23 protein-coding genes are annotated in these 18315 nt (G+C 46.1%); 3 read left to right on the plus strand and 20 right to left on the minus strand.

All coding sequences use genetic code 11. From position 1 onward, the window contains the following. Nucleotide 1 precedes the first annotated feature (1 nt). Together alr and GT360_RS12880 are read right to left on the minus strand one after the other, a co-directional pair. A complete protein-coding gene (gene alr, locus GT360_RS12875) occupies nt 2-1081 on the minus strand; it encodes an alanine racemase (protein ID WP_164649657.1) in 1080 nt (359 codons plus the stop codon). Between the two features lie 25 nt (nt 1082-1106). Then, the gene (locus GT360_RS12880; RefSeq protein WP_164649253.1) at nt 1107-2525 is read right to left on the minus strand and encodes a replicative DNA helicase; all 1419 of its coding nucleotides are present in this window, start codon (nt 2523-2525) and stop codon (nt 1107-1109) included. 170 nt (nt 2526-2695) lie between these two features. Between GT360_RS12880 and GT360_RS12885 the strand changes: the two genes are divergently transcribed. Further along, on the plus strand, nt 2696-3457 hold the full coding sequence (locus GT360_RS12885; RefSeq protein ID WP_164649254.1) for a DUF481 domain-containing protein: 762 nt from the start codon (nt 2696-2698) through the stop codon (nt 3455-3457). 101 nt (nt 3458-3558) lie between these two features. Here the strand turns inward: GT360_RS12885 and rplI are convergent, their stop codons facing one another. From rplI to fkpA, 13 genes are all read right to left on the minus strand, one after another. Then, entirely contained in the window at nt 3559-4011 is a 453-nt protein-coding gene (gene rplI, locus GT360_RS12890) for a 50S ribosomal protein L9 (protein WP_164649255.1), read from the minus strand. Between the two features lie 32 nt (nt 4012-4043). Continuing rightward, complete coding sequence (gene rpsR, locus GT360_RS12895; protein WP_000090472.1) at nt 4044-4271, minus strand: 30S ribosomal protein S18; 228 nt, start codon at nt 4269-4271, stop codon at nt 4044-4046. Between the two features lie 16 nt (nt 4272-4287). Further along, nucleotides 4288-4590: a primosomal replication protein N gene (priB, locus tag GT360_RS12900; protein WP_164649256.1), complete on the minus strand. Its 303-nt coding sequence runs from the start codon at nt 4588-4590 to the stop codon at nt 4288-4290. 8 nt (nt 4591-4598) lie between these two features. Further along, the gene (gene rpsF / locus GT360_RS12905; RefSeq protein WP_164649257.1) at nt 4599-4988 is read right to left on the minus strand and encodes a 30S ribosomal protein S6; all 390 of its coding nucleotides are present in this window, start codon (nt 4986-4988) and stop codon (nt 4599-4601) included. 359 nt (nt 4989-5347) lie between these two features. Next, nucleotides 5348-6532, minus strand: coding sequence for an elongation factor Tu (gene tuf / locus GT360_RS12910; protein ID WP_164649258.1), 1185 nt, complete (start codon nt 6530-6532; stop codon nt 5348-5350). A gap of 155 nt (nt 6533-6687) precedes the next feature. Continuing rightward, a complete protein-coding gene (gene fusA, locus GT360_RS12915) occupies nt 6688-8787 on the minus strand; it encodes an elongation factor G (RefSeq protein WP_164649259.1) in 2100 nt (699 codons plus the stop codon). Between the two features lie 157 nt (nt 8788-8944). After that, entirely contained in the window at nt 8945-9415 is a 471-nt protein-coding gene (gene rpsG / locus GT360_RS12920; protein ID WP_164649260.1) for a 30S ribosomal protein S7, read from the minus strand. A 117-nt stretch (nt 9416-9532) separates the two neighbouring features. Further along, entirely contained in the window at nt 9533-9907 is a 375-nt protein-coding gene (gene rpsL / locus GT360_RS12925; protein ID WP_004399892.1) for a 30S ribosomal protein S12, read from the minus strand. A 150-nt stretch (nt 9908-10057) separates the two neighbouring features. Further along, the gene (gene tusB / locus GT360_RS12930; RefSeq protein ID WP_164649261.1) at nt 10058-10333 is read right to left on the minus strand and encodes a sulfurtransferase complex subunit TusB; all 276 of its coding nucleotides are present in this window, start codon (nt 10331-10333) and stop codon (nt 10058-10060) included. 9 nt (nt 10334-10342) lie between these two features. Further along, entirely contained in the window at nt 10343-10699 is a 357-nt protein-coding gene (tusC, locus tag GT360_RS12935; RefSeq protein WP_164649262.1) for a sulfurtransferase complex subunit TusC, read from the minus strand. Continuing rightward, nucleotides 10696-11091: a sulfurtransferase complex subunit TusD gene (gene tusD / locus GT360_RS12940; protein WP_204274532.1), complete on the minus strand. Its 396-nt coding sequence runs from the start codon at nt 11089-11091 to the stop codon at nt 10696-10698. The genes tusC and tusD overlap by 4 nt, the downstream gene beginning before the upstream one ends. After that, nucleotides 11088-11810, minus strand: coding sequence for a helix-turn-helix transcriptional regulator (locus tag GT360_RS12945; protein ID WP_164649263.1), 723 nt, complete (start codon nt 11808-11810; stop codon nt 11088-11090). Before GT360_RS12945 ends, tusD begins: the two co-directional genes overlap by 4 nt. A 255-nt stretch (nt 11811-12065) precedes the next feature. After that, nucleotides 12066-12845 carry an FKBP-type peptidyl-prolyl cis-trans isomerase gene (gene fkpA / locus GT360_RS12950; protein ID WP_164649264.1) on the minus strand — a complete coding sequence of 260 codons (780 nt, stop codon included), beginning with the start codon at nt 12843-12845 and terminating at the stop codon, nt 12066-12068. A gap of 137 nt (nt 12846-12982) precedes the next feature. Here fkpA and GT360_RS12955 point away from each other — a divergent pair, with 137 nt between their 5' ends. After that, entirely contained in the window at nt 12983-13969 is a 987-nt protein-coding gene (locus GT360_RS12955; protein ID WP_239502556.1) for a WD40 repeat domain-containing protein, read from the plus strand. A gap of 1 nt (nt 13970) precedes the next feature. Next, on the plus strand, nt 13971-14195 hold the full coding sequence (locus GT360_RS12960) for a SlyX family protein (RefSeq protein ID WP_164649265.1): 225 nt from the start codon (nt 13971-13973) through the stop codon (nt 14193-14195). 15 nt (nt 14196-14210) lie between these two features. Here the strand turns inward: GT360_RS12960 and GT360_RS12965 are convergent, their stop codons facing one another. From GT360_RS12965 to hfq, 5 genes are all read right to left on the minus strand, one after another. Continuing rightward, nucleotides 14211-14396, minus strand: coding sequence for a DUF2065 domain-containing protein (locus tag GT360_RS12965; RefSeq protein WP_164649266.1), 186 nt, complete (start codon nt 14394-14396; stop codon nt 14211-14213). Between the two features lie 87 nt (nt 14397-14483). Then, nucleotides 14484-15461, minus strand: a complete 978-nt coding sequence (hflC, locus tag GT360_RS12970) for a protease modulator HflC (RefSeq protein WP_164649267.1) — start codon at nt 15459-15461, stop codon at nt 14484-14486. Nucleotides 15462-15463: 2 nt separating this feature from the next. Beyond that, nucleotides 15464-16660, minus strand: a complete 1197-nt coding sequence (gene hflK / locus GT360_RS12975; protein ID WP_164649268.1) for an FtsH protease activity modulator HflK — start codon at nt 16658-16660, stop codon at nt 15464-15466. Between the two features lie 45 nt (nt 16661-16705). Then, the gene (gene hflX, locus GT360_RS12980; RefSeq protein WP_164649269.1) at nt 16706-17995 is read right to left on the minus strand and encodes a ribosome rescue GTPase HflX; all 1290 of its coding nucleotides are present in this window, start codon (nt 17993-17995) and stop codon (nt 16706-16708) included. A gap of 36 nt (nt 17996-18031) precedes the next feature. After that, on the minus strand, nt 18032-18295 hold the full coding sequence (hfq, locus tag GT360_RS12985) for an RNA chaperone Hfq (protein WP_164649270.1): 264 nt from the start codon (nt 18293-18295) through the stop codon (nt 18032-18034). Nucleotides 18296-18315 lie beyond the last annotated feature (20 nt).

Here is an 18315-nt window from a genome sequence, read left to right on the forward strand (position 1 = left end):
TTTATTCGCTTATGTATTCCATATCGACACGAGAGGTGAGTTTCGTGACTAACTCGTAAGCTATTGTCTCTATGTGTTGAGCAACTTCTTCGACTGGAAGGCCTTCTCCCCACAAAACGGCTTCATCGCCGACCTTATCCTGAGCATCCGGCCCTAAATCGACAGTGAGCATATCCATTGAAACTCGACCAGCTATCGGCGCTCGCCTGCCATTCACTAGAACGGGGGTTCCATTCGGTGCGACGCGTGGATACCCATCGCCATAGCCGATAGCAATAACGCCAACTTTGGTATCACGTTCGCTGGTCCAAATACCGCCATAGCCCACAGATTCGCCAGCTTTCACCTCTCGCACAGCAATAAGGTGAGACTTTAACGTCATCACCGGCTTATAGCCGAGCTGTTGCGCTGTTTTATCAGAGAAAGGTGAAACCCCGTACATGATAATGCCAGGACGAATCCAGTCATGGTAACTCGAAGGCCAAGCAAGCACTCCTGCTGAGGCCGCTAGAGAGCGCTCACCTTCGCAGCCCTGCGTTAAAGAATCAAACAGGTTAATCTGCTGTTGAGTAACAGGTTTCTCTGGCTCATCAGCACTGGCAAAGTGGCTCATATAGCGCAGTGGTTTAGCGACATTTTTACAGGCGTGTAAACGCTGTACAAAATCCTGATACTGCTCTGGGCGGACCCCTAAACGATGCATACCACTATCGACCTTAAGCCAAACAACAACGGGCGCATCAAGCTCTGCCTCCTCAAGCGCATCGAGCTGCTCTTCACAGTGCACCACTGTCTGAATGTTGTTGGTCACCAGCACCGGAAGGTCCATTGCGGAATAAAACCCCTCTAGCAGCAGTATCGGCTTAACAATGCCACAGGCTCGCAACTGCAGAGCCTCTTGTATACGGGCGACACCGAATGCATCCGCACCCTGAGCATGCTGAGCGATATGACGTAAACCATGGCCATAACCATTCGCCTTAACCACAGCAAGCACCTTACTTTTCGAGGCTTGCTGGCGCAATTGTCGTAGGTTATGTTGCAATGCGGACAGGTCGATACACGCCCTCGCCGCTTTCATGTAGGTGCTAGATGAACTGATTGAGTTACTCATCGTCAAATGCTGGACCTGCGTAGTTATCAAAACGAGAGAACTGACCTTGGAAGGTTAAGCGGACCGAACCGATAGGACCGTTACGTTGCTTACCAAGGATGATTTCCGCGATACCTTTCAATGAGCTGTCAGGGTTATACACTTCATCACGATAGATAAACATGATCAAGTCGGCATCCTGCTCGATAGAGCCCGATTCACGCAAGTCCGAGTTTACAGGACGTTTATCTGCACGTTGCTCCAGGGAACGGTTCAACTGAGACAGAGCCACAACGGGCACATTAAGCTCTTTCGCAAGCGCTTTAAGAGAACGGGAGATTTCCGCAATTTCTAATGTACGGTTATCTGATAGTGCAGGCACACGCATCAGCTGCAAATAGTCGACCATAATCATCGAAAGGCCACCATGTTCACGAGCAATACGACGAGCACGGGAGCGCACTTCTGTTGGCGTCAAACCCGAACTATCATCAATGAACATGTTCTTCTTCTCCATGAGGATCCCCATCGTCGAAGAGATACGAGCCCAATCTTCGTCATCAAGCTGACCGGTACGAATCTTAGTTTGATCAACTCGAGAAAGTGACGCCAACATACGCATCATGATCTGTTCGGCTGGCATCTCCAAAGAGAAGATCAATACTGGCTTCTCTTGCTGCATCGCTGCGTTCTCACACAAGTTCATCGCAAAAGTGGTTTTACCCATCGATGGGCGAGCGGCGACGATGATCAAGTCTGAGCCCTGTAAACCTGCTGTTTTCTTATTGAGGTCGTTGAAGCCTGTATCGACACCCGTGACACCATCTTGCGGTGTTTTGTATAGAATCTCGATTCGCTCTAACGTTTTCTCGAGGATCGAATCAACGTTTTGCGGACCTTCATTTTCGCTAGTACGATCCTCAGCAATTTTGAAAACCTTACTCTCAGCAAGATCAAGAAGATCCTCGGAGCTTCTGCCCTGTGGGTCATAGCCCGCATCCGCAATTTCATTCGCTACACCGATGAGGTTACGTACCAACGCGCGCTCGGCTACGATATCAGCATAAGCATTAATATTGGCTGCACTAGGGGTATTTTTCGCGAGATCTGCAAGGTAAGCAAAACCACCCACATCCTCCAATTGTTCACGCTGTTCTAAAAACTCAGACAGCGTAATAAGATCGAGCGGTTTACCTGCCTCGAGTAGATCTCTTGCCGACTCAAAAATGAGTCTGTGAGGACGACTATAGAAGTCATTAGTAACAACACGCTCTGCAACGGTATCCCAACGCTCGTTGTCTAGCAGCAAACCACCGATAACCGATTGCTCTGCTTCAATTGAGTGTGGTGGAACTTTAATTGCTTCCACTTGGGCATCATTTTTCTTTTTCGAGTTTGAAGACGCTCGAAAGTCCGCTTGTCTATCAGCCATGTTATTACTCAGATATATTCTCTTGGTGCATCATTATAACGGTAATCCAGTAATTGTAAGTAGCAATGAAGATGTTTATCGATAAGTTGTGTAGAATTGACCGTCTAATGACTAACCAGTCTTTTTCTTAGCCTAGAATCCACGTTTTTTATCATAGAGAGGTAAGGTCGGTGTTCAAATTACTGCTTGTTAGTGCCAGTGTGCTCGCAAGTACTGTCGCACTTGCAGACGATAACCCAGAATTTGAGACCATCACTATACCTTCACCCTGGAGCAGTGAGGTAGAGTTTGGCTACCAGGCACACACAGGTAACTCCGACACTCAATCGCTCAATTCACGCTTAGATGTGGAGTATATCTCCGGACGTCATCGTACCTACGGTGAGTGGAAGTACTACCTACTTTACAAAGACGGTGATGAAGATAAACGTCAATCAACTTACTCACTACAAAGCGACTACAAGTTGGGCCCTAAGACCTACTTGTACGGTAGTTTTCGCGGCGTAGATTCCAAATACAGTGCCTACTTCAAAGACTATACTCTTTCAGGCGGTCTTGGTTACCAGTTCTATAATACCGACCAATTTATACTGGAACTCGAAGTTGGTCCTGGTTACCGTTATCAAGAACCGAACCTCGATGAGATTGATGACGATGACATCATCTTTCCTGACCTCGTAGAGGAAGCCATTTTTCGAAGTAATTTGAATACACAGTGGAGCCCACTAGATACCGTCACCTTTGCGGCTGAAATCACTCTCGTATCAGGGCAGAGTAATACACGTATCGACAGTGACCTTAGCTTTACCAATACCATCACCGATGATATTGCGCTAAAAATCAGCCACTACCGTGAATATCATGATCGGGTTCCAGAAGGGCTCAGCCAAACCGACAGTGTCGTTTCTGTCAGTATTGTCGTCGCCTTCTAAAGCTCACCTCATCACTTAAAGTGAAATTCCAGACATAAAAAAACACCAGCCCGAAGGCTGGTGTTTTAAAATCTGCACTTACAGTGTCAGCTAATACTGAATTACTCAGCAGCAACAACTTGTAGGTTGATAGCAGCGAAAACTTCAGAGTGAAGTTGGATGCTGATTTCGAACTCACCAGTGTTACGTAGAGCACCTTCAGGAAGGCGAACTTCGCTCTTAGCAACTTCAACGCCTGCAGCTGTGATAGCTTCAGCGATGTCACGAGTACCGATAGAACCGAATAGTTTGCCTTCGTCACCCGCTTTAGATGCGATAACAACCGCTTCTAGTGCGTTAACTTTCTCTGCGCGAGCTTCAGCAGCAGTTAGTTGCTCAGCAACTTTAGCTTCTAGTTCAGCACGGCGAGTTTCGAACATTTCAACGTTAGCTTTAGTAGCCATAACTGCTTTACCTTGAGGGATAAGGAAGTTACGAGCGTAGCCAGATTTAACGTTTACAGTATCGCCAAGACCACCTAGGTTACCGATTTTATCAAGTAGAATAACTTGCATTGTTTAATCCTCTTTCTTAATAAACCGACCGATTACTGATGCTTATCAGTGTACGGTAGTAGTGCTAGGTAGCGTGAACGCTTGATTGCGCGAGCTAGTTGACGTTGGTATTTAGCGCTTGTACCAGTGATACGGCTAGGAACGATTTTACCAGCTTCAGTGATGTAGTTTTTAAGAGTTGCTACGTCTTTGTAATCAATCTCTTGTACGCCTTCTGCAGTGAAACGGCAGAATTTACGACGACGGAAGAAACGAGCCATGGGCTATCTCCTGATCTTAAATTTGAGTAATGTTGTCGGCATGAAGCACCAATTTTCCCAAACCATTTCGGCCGGTTTGATAAGCGACAAAACCGCTTACCTTAATGCTACTGCCTTGAACTAAATTCTGAGTTAATGTTTGTGACCTCGTCCCGCTAACTACTATCGGCATACGACAAAAAACTTGTCTCGGTAGGTCAGCTTCAATAACGGTTGAGCGATGCTCTAACCAAAATCGACAGTGTTCAATGCCACTGGGGCTTTTTGATCGAATAGGCGGCTTGACAATAGTGCCACTCAGCTCCATCCGATTGGTCATAAAATCAATTACTCAGCAGCTGCTTCTGGCTTAGCTTCAGCACGCTCTTCGCGACGAGGAGCACGCTCTGCACGCTCTTCTTTCTGCTTAAGCATGATAGACTGCTCAGTGATAGCTGTTTTAGTACGCATGATCATGTTACGTAGAACTGCATCGTTGAAACGGAAAGCAGTTTCTAGCTCATCGATTACAGCTTGGTCAGCTTCAACGTTCATTAGAACGTAGTGAGCTTTGTGAAGCTTGTTGATTGGGTAAGCCAGTTGACGACGACCCCAGTCTTCTAGACGGTGGATAGTACCGCCAGCTTCAGTGATAGTACCAGTGTAACGCTCGATCATGCCAGCAACTTGCTCGCTTTGATCAGGGTGCACCATGAATACGATTTCGTAATGACGCATAGGTTGCTCCTTACGGATTAGTAGCTTCCACGAGTGGCTCGGTCGTCCAGAGGAAGCAAGGAACTAATAAAAGTGACCGAGAATTAAGGAACGCGAATAGTACAGAATAGCAGCAGGATTGGCAAGAGAAATGTTTCGGGGAGTTGAGAGGGAAGGTTCAAGGTTCAAGGTTCAAGGTTCAAGGTTCAAGGTTCAAGGTTCAAGTAAATAGGACAAAGGTGTCAAAAATCATGGGACAAGTTGAGCGCTCTATCCTAGGTATTTTTCTTTATCTCTAAAACGCAAAAAGAGGAGCCGAAGCTCCTCTTTTCAGATGCGTTCTTCAATAATGAAGAGTGCAGCTTAGATTCAACTAAAAATTAGTCGAAGATCTTAGCAACAACACCAGCACCTACAGTACGGCCACCTTCGCGGATTGCGAAACGTAGACCTTCGTCCATAGCGATAGGAGCGATTAGTTCAACAGTCATTTGAACGTTATCGCCTGGCATTACCATTTCTACGCCTTCTGGAAGCTGGATGTCACCTGTTACGTCAGTTGTACGGAAGTAGAACTGTGGACGGTAGCCTTTGAAGAAAGGAGTGTGACGGCCGCCTTCGTCTTTAGAAAGTACGTATACTTCAGACTCGAACTTAGTGTGTGGGTTGATTGAGCCAGGAGCTGCAAGAACTTGACCACGCTCAACTTCGTCACGCTTAGTACCACGTAGAAGTGCACCAACGTTCTCACCAGCACGACCTTCGTCAAGAAGCTTACGGAACATTTCAACACCAGTACATGTAGTAGTAGTAGTGTCTTTGATACCAACGATTTCTACTTCGTCACCTACAGTTAGGATACCGCGCTCGATACGACCAGTTACAACTGTACCACGACCTTGGATTGAGAATACGTCTTCGATTGGTAGTAGGAACGGCTGGTCTACAGCACGCTCTGGCTCTGGGATGTAAGAATCTAGAGCTTCTGCTAGCTCAACGATCTTGTCTTCCCATTGCTTCTCACCGTTTAGTGCGCCAAGAGCTGAACCTTGGATTACTGGTAGGTCATCACCTGGGAATTCGTACTCAGAAAGAAGTTCACGAACTTCCATTTCTACTAGTTCTAGTAGCTCTTCATCGTCAACCATGTCACATTTGTTCATGAATACGATGATGTATGGGATACCAACCTGACGGCCTAGTAGGATGTGCTCACGAGTCTGAGGCATTGGGCCGTCAGTTGCAGCAACAACTAGGATACCACCGTCCATCTGTGCAGCACCTGTGATCATGTTCTTAACATAATCCGCGTGTCCTGGACAGTCTACGTGTGCGTAGTGACGTGATGGAGTGTCGTACTCTACGTGAGAAGTAGCGATTGTGATACCGCGCTCACGCTCTTCTGGAGCGTTATCGATAGATGCGAAGTCTTTCGCTTCACCGCCGTACACTTTAGCTAGAGTAGTACAGATTGCAGCAGTTAGAGTTGTTTTACCGTGGTCAACGTGGCCGATAGTACCAACGTTAACGTGCGGTTTCGTACGTTCAAATTTTTCTTTAGACACGATCGTGTTCCTTCCTAGTTATGATTCGTCACGGTCTGAATTGACCGAGACGCGCCAGAATTTGCTATTTTATGCGCCAACGTCCGTCAGCGCAATATTTGGACGCCTTGATCTTAAAAAAAAAGCACAGACTTTTTAAAGATCAAGCCACCAGATTAGTAACCACGCTCTGCGATGATCTTATCTGCAAAGTTTTTCGGTACTTCAGCGTACTCGTTAAACTCCATAGAGTAAGATGCACGACCTTGGGTTGCAGAACGTAGGTCTGTTGCGTAACCAAACATCTCAGATAGTGGAACTTGAGCACGGATGATCTTAATGCCAGCCACGCCTTCTTCCATACCTTCGATCAAGCCGCGACGACGGTTTAGGTCACCAACGACATCACCCATCCAATCTTCAGGGGTAGTTACTTCAACATTCATCATTGGCTCAAGAAGTACTGGTTGTGCTTCCTGTGAACCTTTCTTGAATGCCATCGAGCCAGCAATCTTAAATGCCATCTCGTTAGAGTCAACATCGTGGTAAGAGCCATCAAACAGCGTTGCTTTCACATCGAGTACCGGGTAACCCGCTACTACACCACTGTTCATTTGCTCTTCGATACCTTTCGATACCGAGCTGATGTATTCCTTAGGAACCACACCACCCACAATTTCGTCAACAAAGACAAAACCTTCGCCAGGTTCAGATGGCTCAAGTTTAATCCAAACGTGACCGTACTGACCACGACCACCAGATTGACGTACAAATTTACCTTCAACTTCCGCAGTGCCACGGATCGTTTCACGGTATGCAACCTGAGGTTTACCAACGTTACAATCAACGCTGAATTCGCGCTTCATACGATCAACGATGATATCTAGGTGAAGTTCACCCATACCAGAGATCAGAGTCTGACCTGTCTCGTCGTCCGTTTCCACGCGGAAAGATGGATCTTCCGCAGCTAGTTTACCTAGTGCGATAGCCATTTTTTCTTGATCCGCTACAGAGCGTGGCTCTACAGCAATCTGAATGACGGGGTCTGGGAATTCCATGCGCTCTAGAATAACCTTGTGGTTAGCATCACACAGAGTGTCACCAGTCGTTACGTCTTTCAGGCCAATTGCTGCTGCAATATCACCTGCGCGAACCTCTTTAATTTCATCACGCTTGTTTGAGTGCATCTGTACGATACGACCAAAGCGTTCTTTCTTCTGCTTCACAGAGTTGTACACTGCGTCGCCAGAGTTAACCACACCAGAGTAAACACGCATGAACGTCAGTGTGCCTACAAATGGGTCTGTTGCGATCTTAAATGCAAGAGCGGCAAACGGTTCGTTGTCGTCAGCGTGACGTTCAACTTCGTTTTCGTTGTCATCGATACCTTTAATAGCAGGAACATCGATTGGAGAAGGCAGATACTCAACAACGGCATCGAGTACAGCTTGAACACCTTTGTTTTTAAAAGCACTACCACAAGTAGCGAGTACAATTTCATTATTTAGTGTACGAATACGTAGCGCTTCTTTGATTTCCGCTTCAGACAGCTCACCTTCTTCAAGGTACTTATCCATTAACTCTTCTGTTGCTTCAGCAGCTGACTCAACAAGGTTGTTGCGCCACTCTTCAGCAAGTTCTTGCATGTCAGCAGGAATCTCTTCGTATGTGAAGGTTGTGCCTTGATCTTCTTCATTCCAGTTGATCATCTTCATTTTGATAAGGTCGATAACACCTTTGAAGTCTTCTTCCGCGCCAACGTTCAGTTGGATAGGCACTGGATTTGCGCCAAGGCGGTTTTTAATTTGATCAACAACACGAAGGAAGTCAGCACCAGCACGGTCCATCTTGTTAACAAACACCATACGTGGAACGTGGTATTTATCAGCTTGACGCCATACGGTTTCAGATTGAGGTTCAACACCTGACGAACCACAGAACACAACAACCGCACCATCGAGAACACGCAGTGAACGTTCAACTTCGATCGTGAAGTCTACGTGCCCTGGGGTATCAATGATGTTGACACGGTGGTCTGGGAATTGCGCTTCCATACCACGCCAGAATGTTGTTGTTGCTGCAGAAGTGATAGTAATACCACGCTCCTGCTCTTGTTCCATCCAGTCCATTGTCGCTGCACCATCGTGCACTTCGCCAATTTTGTGAGAAAGGCCTGTGTAGAACAGAATACGTTCACTGGTGGTTGTTTTACCAGCGTCTACGTGAGCAACAATACCGATATTACGGTAGCGCTCGATTGGTGTTTTGCGAGCCACAATTAAATCCTCTTCAAATGGGACATAGGGACTATTGCTATGTCGAGAAGCATGACGATAAATGAAAAATACTATGCTTCAGATATAGCAATAGTTCCTAGCTTGCGCATAGGAACTATTGGGGTGCTGCGAGAAAACTCGCAGCACGGCAAAGACATTACCAGCGGTAATGTGCGAACGCTTTGTTCGCGTCAGCCATTTTATGAACGTCTTCACGTTTCTTAACAGCTGTACCTTTGTTCTCAGACGCGTCTAGCATTTCAGCAGCTAGGCGTTGAGCCATAGATTTTTCACCACGCTTACGCGCAGCTTCAACCAACCAACGCATAGCAAGTGCGTTACGGCGAACCGGACGAACTTCTACAGGTACTTGGTAAGTTGAACCACCTACACGGCGAGATTTAACCTCTACCGCTGGGCGAACATTTTCAAGAGCTTCTTCAAATACAGCTAAGTGATCTTTACCAGATTTCTCAGCCATTGCATCTAGTGCAGTGTAAACAATTTTCTCTGCAGTAGATTTCTTACCGTCAACCATTAGGATGTTAACGAATTTTGCCAGCAGTTCAGATTTGAACTTTGGATCTGGAAGGATCTTACGCTGACCGATGACGCGACGACGTGGCATGGAATTTCTCCGTTGTCTTATTCTTCAGGTTATCCAAAACTTTACAGTTTCTTCAAAAATTAATATTAATTTTAGTGTTTGGCCTTACTTAACGCTTTTCTCTAAAAGAAAAGACGATTAAGACTTAGGACGCTTAACACCATACTTAGAACGACCTTGTTTACGGTCATTTACGCCAGCACAGTCAAGTGCACCACGTACTGTGTGGTAACGTACACCCGGAAGGTCTTTAACACGACCGCCACGGATTAGAACAACTGAGTGCTCTTGAAGGTTGTGACCTTCACCACCGATGTACGAAGTTACTTCGAAACCGTTTGTTAGACGTACACGACATACTTTACGTAGTGCCGAGTTAGGTTTTTTAGGTGTAGTAGTGTAAACACGAGTACATACACCACGTTTTTGTGGACACGCTTCTAGTGCAGGCACGTTGCTTTTAACAACTTGCTTTGCACGAGGCTTACGTACCAACTGGTTAATAGTTGCCATTAACTAGCTCCTGATTTACTTAAAAGTAAGCTTTGTGAAAAATCTATCCCTAATCACATGTGGTAATTAGGGACGCAAAATTTTATTCAGAGGTGGGAGGTGTGTCAAGAAATATACAGATCTTTTTTGCTTATAAAGCAATCAAGAGGGTTATTCGAGGGTGATCGACTGTTCGTGCTGCACAGTAAGCGCAACAAAACCATCAAAATCGACTTTTTGCACCGACGGACTCACACGGCTTTCAATACCGCGAGCCAAAGCATCTTCGCTAAGAACCCAGACAGTCATATCTTTGAGTTGGGGAAAGGCATGATGTTGGCTGACCGCACTATACACCGCATTTTCCACCAGCAGAACAGCATCGCTATGGCTAGCTAACGCTTGAGCCTGAGTCAGTGCCGACAGTGTTTTAACAATAAAAAGCATGTCGAACTCCTAAAAACTCAGCACAGATTGACATTGTGACAGTTGGTGTCGAATCTCATTAGCATCGATGAGACTCGCACCAATCACGAGATCAGCATGTAAACAGCCACGCTGTTCTAATGAGCTCTTACACACATAGACCTCTTCGATGTCATACAAGTCGAAGAGTTTAAGCATAGGTGCATAGTCTTTGCTTAAGATCATGTCTGGAGACTGCCCCGCAAGCAGCTGCAGTACACCGTCGCCAACGAAAACAACTTTAATCGATTCACAATAAGCGGATGCCGCCAGCAATGCATCAATACCTTCACGACCACCACTGGTCATGTGAGGCGCTTGAGTAAATAGGTAGCCGAGCGTTTTCAAAATTGCACCACCCTATCTTGCGTCAGCATTGCTTCAGCTAGACTGCCCAGCCCCGCTTGAGAAAAGCCGGCAGCTAAATTAGCTTGCTCTAGGCCATGTTGTTCAGCTTCACTTTGTCCAAGAACGCCACGTCTCAACGCTGCGGCGACACACGTCTCGAGACGTACTGAATGCTCTTGAGCCAGCACTTGCCAGGCTTTCACCAAGTCAAATTCATCGTTTGCCGGAACAGTCAGAGCCGAGCCGTTATGGACACCATCTTGATAGAAAAACACACTTGTCAAAGTATGCCCTTGCTTAAGCAGGCTTTTGGCAAACAAGTAGGCGCTGCGCGATGACTGTTTGCCATACGCACCACTATTGACCACAAGTGTGTAGCTCAATGAACTCAAATCTCTTCATCCTCAGTTTTGCGCTGACGGATATACAGGTAAACAGTGTGCTTTGAGATGTTCAGACGATCAGCAACACGGTTGATTGCATCTTTTATGTCAAAGATCCCTTTATCATAAAGTTCCATGACGATTTGACGGTTCTTGGTGTTATTTGATACCGACTTATCTGCATTGATCTCTTCAATGGTGCGCTCAACGGTTTGATCCACCAGCTCTTCTACATCACTTGCAAAGTTAACTGATGATGCCGCTTGCTTGGCCTCTTCCGTTGGCATGAATGAGTTCAACACTTGCGAGAAAGGGGCATCTAAATTGACGTTAATACACAATAGGCCGATAACACGATTGTCGCCATTACGGATTGCAACCGTAATCGACTTCATCAAAACGCCACCTTTCGCTCGAGTGAAGTAAGAACGCGAGAAGTTTCGCTCTGAACCTTCAATGTCTTTAAGCATTTTCAGTGCTAAATCTGTAATAGGGGAACCCACCTGACGGCCAGTATTTTCACCATTGGCAATCTTGATCGCCGAGGTATTTAGATTTTCCAATGAGTGCAAAACGATTTCACAAAATGGTCCTATCAGGCTTGCGATACCATCTACCACTGCCTCATAAGACTTCAAGATAATCTGGTCATGCTCACTAAATGGCAGTGTATTCACCGACTCCATTTCCATAAGAGCATCGACATTAATCGCTTCTGTTGATGTCACTTCTCTCACTCCTGCTCATTACTCCCACACTGATACATCGTTTTTTTATTGGGTGCTCCACAAAGCAGCAACGATGACCGTTGGATATAAACTCAACAAATTGATGTAAGTTTATCAGATAATTTTAATCTAGCGCTCATGTATTCGATCAAACTCTTTGTGATTTTGCGTAAATTTCGACTTTAGCCACACTACACGCATAAAAAAACCCGGCTCATCAGCCGGGTTTTCAAAGATTTACTCGCTGCTACTCAATTATTGAGCGGCTTCGACAATCTGCACTAGCTCGACTTCAAAGATAAGTGTTGAGTTTGCTGGAATTGTTGGCGTGTCTTGATCGCCATAAGCAAGCTCTGGTGGGATAACAAATTTGAATTTAGAACCTACAGGCATTAACTGAACACCTTCAGTCCAACCTTCAATCACACGATTTAGTGGGAATGTTGCAGATTCACCACGATCGTATGAACTATCAAATTGAGTACCGTCGATCAGAGTACCTTTGTAGTGTACTTCTACCGTTGCCGTCTCTGCTGGCTTGTCACCTTCAGCTGGCGTTAGTACTTGGTAAAGTAGACCAGAGTCGGTCTTAACCACACCGTCTTCCTTCTCAAACTCAGCACGGAAATCATCACCCGCTTGCTGTGTTTCTGCTGCTTGCTCAGCTGCTTGAGCTTCTAGCGTTTCTGCTACACGCTTATCTAGAGACTCTAGCGCTGCACGAGTCTCTTCTTCAGAAAGCACAGACTCTGCTGTAAATACGTCTTCAATACCTTTCAGTACCAACTCTTTTTTCAGTTCGATACCTAGCTCTGCTGGTTTCTCAATGCTGGTTGAAAGGTAAGACGCGAAAGAAGCACCGATTGCGTATGCTGCTTTGTCATCGTCAGATTCAAAGCTCATTGCAGCGCCTGATTGCACTTGCTCAGTTTGCGCTTCTGGCGCAACTTCAACTTTTGGTTCTTCTTCTTTTTGGCAACCAACTGCTAGCATTACTGTCGCTGCAAGCAGTGAAACTTTAAACATCGATTTCATTAAATTCTCCAACCAATCTGGATGTCATCTGATAATAATTCTGTTCACAATTATGCCATTACCTCTGGCATGTACAACTGAGTTGTACCACTATAGACACACGTTTAGTAAATTTCCCTATAAATTAAGTCAATAGTTTGTCAGTTACACGATTTCCGACCAAAAACATCGTATGGATCAGCTTATTAGCGCTTAGTGGATGTTTTTTTGGCCCGACACAAGTCTCTCAATGGGCGCTAGAACCACAAGGTACGACTAGCTTTGGCTTAAGTCGCGACGCACGCTTTGCATTAACCTATTCACCAGAAAACCAATTGGTTCTCTGGGATTTAACCTTAGACCAAAAACTATCCGAACTCGGCGAGCTTGATCAGCAGGCCAGTCGCGTCTCGAAAATACGCATTTCTGACAATGGCCGCTTTGCCATCACCACCAGCCAAACCAATTTTGCGGTTTGGGACCTTGGGTGGACAAAAGCAGAGGGCCTGTGGTCCATCTCTGACGGACTCATTAGGGATGCAGATATTGCCAGTAATGGTGAACAGGTACTGCTTGGCCTAACCAATGGTAAAGCCATTTACGTAGACTTAGTCACCGGCAGACGGATAGAGTTCCTTGCGCACAACGAAAAAGTCAATTCAGTTGCGATAGCACCCAATGGTCGGTATGCCTTGTCCGGAGGCAATGACTACAAAGCCTACTTGTGGGACACTCAAAGTGGACTCGTCATCCACACCTTTGAGCACGAGCAAAGAGTCAATCGTGTCGCCCTTCAAAGAGACGGTAAACTTGGATTTACCTCTGATGGAGGCAACTTGGCAGTGATTTGGAATCTGAAAACTGGCGAGAAAGTGAGTGAGCTGAAAAGCTTCTCTCGGCAGTTAATTTTCTCCAGCGCACGTTTTTCTGATGATGGTCAATGGCTTATCACAGGCACTCCGTCTGGTCGTATCGCTATCTGGGATACCGCAACGGGTGACAAAATTCAGCAAATGGATGCGCAGCCACAAAAAGATACTCGCCCTCCTCGGGCTGTGGTGTATGATGCAGCCTTTAATAGCCAGCAACATGTTGTATCAGGTACATCTGCTGGGATAGCAGAAGCATGGGAGTTTCAACCGTAATATGTCTCAAAACAGTGAAGCACTAGAACAACGCGTCAATGATTTAGAGTGCCAGTTGGCTTTTCAAGAGCAAACCATTGAAGAGCTCAATGAAGCCTTGAGTCAACAGCAGCTTCTCATCACTAAGATGCAAGACCAAATGAAATACGTGGTTGGAAAAGTGAAAAACATGGACAGCTCAAACTTGGCGGATCCATCAGAAGAAACACCACCACCCCATTATTAACTGCTGCGTTTGGGTTTAGATAAAGCAGTAAACCATGACTAGCCCACTGACGACTAAACACCCACCGATTCTTCTCAGCTGAGCTTCCGGCTGAGAAATGATCTCTAGCAACATCTTACGCCATCCGTTTGGGGCCAATAGTGGACCTAAGCCCTCCAATATCAGAAAGATACCCAGCGCGAGCCAGATTGTTTCACTCATGAGTTTTATCCTTAGTGTTACTGCCGAACGTGATAAACAAAAAGGCTCCACACCGGGAGCCTTTTGTTATTCATGTACAATACTTAGTTAGTTTTGCACTGCGCCATTGGCGTTATTCATGTATTGGAAGAAGTCACTCTTCGGATCCAACACTAGAATATCACTCTTGTCGCTAAATGATTTCTCGTAAGCGTTTAGTGAGCGTAGGAAACCGAAGAATTCAGGATCTTTGCTGTATGCATCAGAGTAGATCTTCGCAGCTTCCGCATCCGCTTGACCGCGAGTCACACGAGCAGTTCTATCTGCTTCAGCAAGAACCTTAGCAACCTCTAGCTCAGCTTGAGCGCGGATAACTTCTGCTTTCTCACGACCTTGAGAACGGTGACGACGAGCAACCGACTCACGCTCTGCGCGCATACGACGGTAGATTGACTCACTGATTTCGTCTGGAAGGTTGATTTTCTTCATACGGAAATCAACAATCTCAACACCCAAGTCAGCCAAAGCACTGTCAGTCGTACCCTCAAGAACATTTTCCATGATCTTGTCGCGCTCACCATCAATCTCAAGCGCTTGAAGTGCTGCTTCTGTTGCGACTTCTTCATCATCTAGTGAATCCGGCAGTACATCTTGGTTACGAGGACCAGAAACGATTTGCTTGATTTCACGAGCACCGATTTCAGAACGAAGAACGTCCATCACTTTACGCTCAAGTAGTGCTTCTGCTGTTAGGTTGTTACCGCCACCTGTTGTTAGGTAGAAACGACCAAAATCGGAGATACGCCACTTAACGTAAGTATCGATAAGAACGTCTTTTTTCTCAGATGTTACGAAACGGTCAGTGCGACCTTCCATTGTTTGAATACGCGCATCAAGCGTCTTAACACGGTCAAACAGTGGCATCTTAAAGTGCAGACCTGGCTCGTAGATACGAGACACACCGTTATCATCAAGAACACGACCGAAACGGATAACCATTCCACGTTCGCCTTCCTGAACCACAAACAGTGACATCAGGAGTAGCGCTAGCGCAACGACTAATACAGGGATCATTAACTTACGCATTATTAGTATCTCCCTTGACGAGTGCCAGTAGAACGCGAACCAGAGCTTGAGTCAGAAATAGGATCTTGTGCCTCTAACTCAATTTGATCATAGCTAGATGATGAACGCTGAGTACGTTTAGTGTCAGTTTTTCCTTCACCTGCCAGTTTATCAATCGGTAGGTAAAGTAGGTTGCCACTCGACTCTGAGTCAATCAGTACCTTCGAAGTGCTGCTGTAAACCTGCTCCATCGTGTCTAGGTATAGACGATTGCGAGTTACATCTGGTGCTGCTTGGTATTCAGGTAGCAGTTTCTCGAACTGTGCTACTTGACCTAGCGATTCGTTGACTACGCGCTCAGAGTAACCTTGAGCTTCTTTCTTCAGACGCTCTGCACGACCCGTTGCTTTTGGCAAGATATCGTTACGGTAAGCTTCTGCTTCACGCTCAAAACGCTCTTCATCCTCACGAGCGGCGATAGCATCATCGAATGCATCTTTAACTTGCTCAGGTGGACGTGCTGATTGGAAGTTCACATCAACGATAACCAGACCCATATCGTAGCTGTCTACGATCTGGTTCAGTGTTTCTTGTGTGCTTTGACGGATTTGCTGACGCCCACTGGTTAGGATGCTATCCATCAGTGAATCACCAATAACCGCACGAAGTGCAGAATCCGTTGCCTGACGTAAGCTGTCATCAGCGTTGGTCACGACATATAAGTATTTGTATGGGTCAGCAACACGGTATTGAACGTCCATTGCTACTGTCACTACGTTTTCGTCTTTGGTCAGCATTAGACCTGAAGAGCGCAGTGAGCGAATCGCTTGTACGTTAACCGGAGTGACTTCATCAATAAAACGTGGACGCCAGTTAAGACCAGGATCGACCACACGGTCGTATTTTCCTAGACGCAAAACTACACCACGCTCTGCTTCACCAATTGTGTAGAAGCCAGCAAAAACCCAGATAGCAATTGCGATCACAGCGATCACACCGAATCCTAGGAATCCGCCGTTACCACCAGTCGATGAACCATTGCCACCTTTACCACCAAACTTACCACCCAGCTTTTGACTTAGTTTGCTGAAAACTTCATCCAAATCTGGTGGTCCTTGCTCACGGCCGCCATTATTCTGGCCACCACGATTGTTATTACCCCAAGGGTCATTATCGCGGCCATTATTGCCGTTGTTATTACCAGGCTCGTTCCACGCCATTAGTAAGCTCCATCATTTGATATGACGTTATACTGTAGCAGTCATTTAAGTAACTATAAAGTCACGTAAAACTGCCCCTTCTCTTTTTTCGAGTCGCTGCCAATCTGCATTCTGCATGCGAATATCAATCAGAAGATTACCCTCTTCATCATAGCCTTCACCCAGAATGCACTGTTTCTCGAAGAATACACTGCGAATTCGTCCCTGATAAGCGGGTGGAATCTGCAGTTTGTACTCAACCATTTGACTGGCGAGACGTTCTTTTAGAGCTTCAAAAAGCAAATCCATGCCCAGGTCTGCCATCGCAGAAACCCAAACCGTTGTTGGAATGCCCTCGTCATCTCTTTCAATACGAGGTTTTTGCCCTTCGAGATTATCAATTTTGTTCATCACCACTAAGGTCGGTATCTCAGAGGCGTCAATTTCCTCAAGTACTTCATGAACAGCATGAATATTCTCACGAAAACGCTCATCACTGGCATCAACAACGTGTAACAAAATGTCAGCTTCTTGTGTTTCTTGTAACGTTGCCTTAAAGGCCGCAACAAGATCATGTGGAAGGTGACGAATAAATCCTACCGTATCTGCCAAAATTGCGGGACCGACCTCTTTGAGCTCGATCTTACGTAGTGTAGGATCTAACGTTGCAAATAACTGGTCAGCGGCGTAAACGCCCGCTTCAGTGATGCGGTTAAACAGTGTTGATTTACCTGCGTTGGTGTAACCAACTAAGGAGACTGTGGGGATTTCAGCGCGTCGACGAGCTCGTCGTCCTTGCTCTCGCTGTTTAGACACTTTCTCTAAACGACGAAGGATCGCTTTGATCCGATCACGCAGTAGGCGTCTGTCTGTTTCAAGCTGGGTTTCACCCGGCCCTCGAAGACCAATACCACCTTTCTGTCGCTCCAAGTGGGTCCATCCACGAATCAAACGAGTTGAAATATGTCGTAGCTGTGCAAGCTCAACCTGAAGTTTACCTTCGTGTGTCCTTGCTCGCTGGGCAAAAATATCGAGGATCAAACCAGTGCGGTCTAAAACACGACAATGACATAACTGCTCTAGATTTCGTTCTTGGGCAGGGGAGAGAGCGTGGTTAAAGATCACCACATCCGCCTCTTCACGCTGAACTGCTTCAGCGATCTCTTGGGCTTTACCCTCTCCGACATAATATTTAGGGTGTGGCGACTGACGACTGCCGGTGATCACCTGCAGTGACTGTACGCCAGAGGAAGAGACGAGCATTTCAAACTCGACTAAATCTTCCCACTCACCCTCTTGCGTGAAGTTGATATGAACAAGTACGGCTCGCTCACCGGCTTCATAACGGTCAAACAAGCGTTCAACTCCTTTGTTCTATGTGATGATCAGAGATTAATCTTCTGATTTTTCTTGTGGGCGGTCGTTTTGAGGACGCTCACCGCTGTGATGGCTCACTGGACGAGCCGGCACAACTGTAGAAATCGCATGCTTGTATACCATCTGGTTTACTGTGTTTTTCAACAAGATAACGAATTGGTCGAATGACTCAATTTGACCTTGTAGCTTGATACCGTTAACCAAGTAGATAGATACAGGGATACGCTCGCGGCGTAGTGCATTTAGAAATGGGTCTTGTAGAGATTGCCCCTTAGCCATTTTATTTTCCTTATTTTGTA

The organism is Vibrio astriarenae, assembly GCF_010587385.1.
Lineage (GTDB): Bacteria > Pseudomonadota > Gammaproteobacteria > Enterobacterales > Vibrionaceae > Vibrio > Vibrio astriarenae.

Excerpts from the sequence above, each read along its gene's own strand:
- alr (WP_164649657.1), bottom strand. The coding sequence starts at position 1,081 with ATGAAAGCGGCGAGGGCGTGTATCGACCTGTCCGCATTGCAACATAAC.
- GT360_RS12880 (WP_164649253.1), bottom strand. The coding sequence starts at position 2,525 with ATGGCTGATAGACAAGCGGACTTTCGAGCGTCTTCAAACTCGAAAAAG.
- rplI (WP_164649255.1), bottom strand. The coding sequence starts at position 4,011 with ATGCAAGTTATTCTACTTGATAAAATCGGTAACCTAGGTGGTCTTGGC.
- rpsR (WP_000090472.1), bottom strand. The coding sequence starts at position 4,271 with ATGGCTCGTTTCTTCCGTCGTCGTAAATTCTGCCGTTTCACTGCAGAA.
- priB (WP_164649256.1), bottom strand. The coding sequence starts at position 4,590 with ATGACCAATCGGATGGAGCTGAGTGGCACTATTGTCAAGCCGCCTATT.
- rpsF (WP_164649257.1), bottom strand. The coding sequence starts at position 4,988 with ATGCGTCATTACGAAATCGTATTCATGGTGCACCCTGATCAAAGCGAG.
- rpsG (WP_164649260.1), bottom strand. The coding sequence starts at position 9,415 with ATGCCACGTCGTCGCGTCATCGGTCAGCGTAAGATCCTTCCAGATCCA.
- rpsL (WP_004399892.1), bottom strand. The coding sequence starts at position 9,907 with ATGGCAACTATTAACCAGTTGGTACGTAAGCCTCGTGCAAAGCAAGTT.
- tusB (WP_164649261.1), bottom strand. The coding sequence starts at position 10,333 with ATGCTTTTTATTGTTAAAACACTGTCGGCACTGACTCAGGCTCAAGCG.
- fkpA (WP_164649264.1), bottom strand. The coding sequence starts at position 12,845 with ATGAAATCGATGTTTAAAGTTTCACTGCTTGCAGCGACAGTAATGCTA.
- GT360_RS12960 (WP_164649265.1), top strand. The coding sequence starts at position 13,971 with ATGTCTCAAAACAGTGAAGCACTAGAACAACGCGTCAATGATTTAGAG.
- GT360_RS12965 (WP_164649266.1), bottom strand. The coding sequence starts at position 14,396 with ATGAGTGAAACAATCTGGCTCGCGCTGGGTATCTTTCTGATATTGGAG.
- hflC (WP_164649267.1), bottom strand. The coding sequence starts at position 15,461 with ATGCGTAAGTTAATGATCCCTGTATTAGTCGTTGCGCTAGCGCTACTC.
- hflK (WP_164649268.1), bottom strand. The coding sequence starts at position 16,660 with ATGGCGTGGAACGAGCCTGGTAATAACAACGGCAATAATGGCCGCGAT.
- hfq (WP_164649270.1), bottom strand. The coding sequence starts at position 18,295 with ATGGCTAAGGGGCAATCTCTACAAGACCCATTTCTAAATGCACTACGC.